This window comes from Moorena sp. SIO3I6 (genome assembly GCF_010672095.1).
Window position 1 is genome coordinate 1 of sequence record NZ_JAAHHU010001170.1, and the last position, 1606, is coordinate 1606.

At 38.9% G+C, this 1606-nt stretch carries 1 protein-coding gene and 1 pseudogene; both read left to right on the forward strand.

The window, feature by feature from the left end; genetic code table 11:
• Positions 1-405 (forward strand): urease accessory UreF family protein (locus F6K49_RS47350; RefSeq protein ID WP_293109464.1); only part of this gene is annotated, 405 nt, incomplete at its 5' end.
• 928 nt (positions 406-1333) lie between these two features.
• Positions 1334-1606 (forward strand): annotated as a pseudogene (locus F6K49_RS47355) (hypothetical protein); the annotation flags it as partial.

Below are 1606 nucleotides of genomic sequence, written 5' to 3' on the forward strand. Positions count from 1 at the left end.
TGTGGACAAGAATTCACCCAAACAGGATCAGAAAACTACTTTGGCCAGAGGTCTTCTCAACAAAATGTCATTTCTCTACAAGATGTAGCATCAGCTGTGGGTCAACCCTGTAATTATGCGATCGCGTTTGGGATTGGGGCTGCTAACTGGCAGATTGACATTACAGCCACAGTCTTAGGTTACTTACATAGCTGGGCATCTAATGTCATCGGTGCTGGCGTCAAATTGATTCCCCTTGGTCAAACCGTTGGTCAACAGCTACTACTAGGACTCAACCATAGACTTACTCTGAGCACCCAAGATGTTTTAACTTTGACGGATGAAAAATTAAGTAGTTGTGGCTGGGGATTAGCCCTGGCAAGTATGGCTCACGAAACTCAGTACACACGATTATTTCGTAGTTAATTCTTTTTAAAATTAATAATCATTTGTAAGCATTCAGCACTCAGCGGTCAGTGGTCAGCTTATTTTATTCAAAAGCTGTTCGGTGTAGGGTGGCCATAGGCCAATGGCACCTCAAGTAGCGTGCGCTTAGTGCATTAGCTAACTTTATTAATTCTTTTTTAAAAGATTAATAAAGTTAGCTGGTTTTTTTTGGCTGATGTTACCGATATATGCCACATTTGCATGTTATAAAAGTATAGCGTTTGTATTTGAGATGTAAACCTTAATGGTCTTTTTTTATTAGACAATAAAACTCCGTATCTCTTGCCCCTTTTGCCTTTTGCCTCTTGCCTGCATGCCTTTTTTTGCAAGAAGTCTGTTTACAACCTAGATAAAAACCCTATATACTACGACAATTAGCGTATTTTAATAATTAGCCGGATTTTAATGCTAATATAGAGTTAGAATTAAGGCAGCCAAACTTTCGTTAATTTTCGGGTAATTTTAGTTAAATCACCCTTCTTAATTAAGGTAAAGTTAAGCAAAGTCAGGTACTAATTTACCTTCAGTTCGGCTAACCGAGTTTTGCTGATGGTTAGTGAAACTCGATCATGGTGCATCTCCACAACCCTAGCTTGAATTGTCTGCTAACATTACGAGTTTGGTGCATTTCACCAAAACCATAACTTACGAAAAACTGGGCGAAAAACCCGATATTTTGTAAACACTATACAAATATAGTGGCTGGGTAAGTTCTGAAAACTATACACAATATTATAATTCACAATATTACCTATTAGGGATTAATTTAAACATAAACTATTAACAATATACGTGCTAATATAGGCGCTAAAAAACTAGGATTATTACTTGTTAAATATTCATTGTTAATTGTTAGTTAATAGTTACTAATTACTAGTGGCATTGCTATATATCCATAGAGACACCAATGACGACTCAAAAAGTATTGACCACCGACAAACTGGCACAACAGATTCAAGCTTGCGCAAAGGCGCAATTTACTGGTTGGTTGGAGATTGAAGATCCCCAAGGTCAGCAGTGGAGTCTTTCTTTTCACTTGGGTCGTTTGACTGGGGGTGCTAGTAAAATGCATCCCATTCGTCGTTGGTGTCGGCAGTTGTCTGTACACTGCCCAGAACTATCAGCATTTCCTGTGTGTCAGGGGTCGTCGGCTCAGCCGGTGTATTGGGATTACCCATCT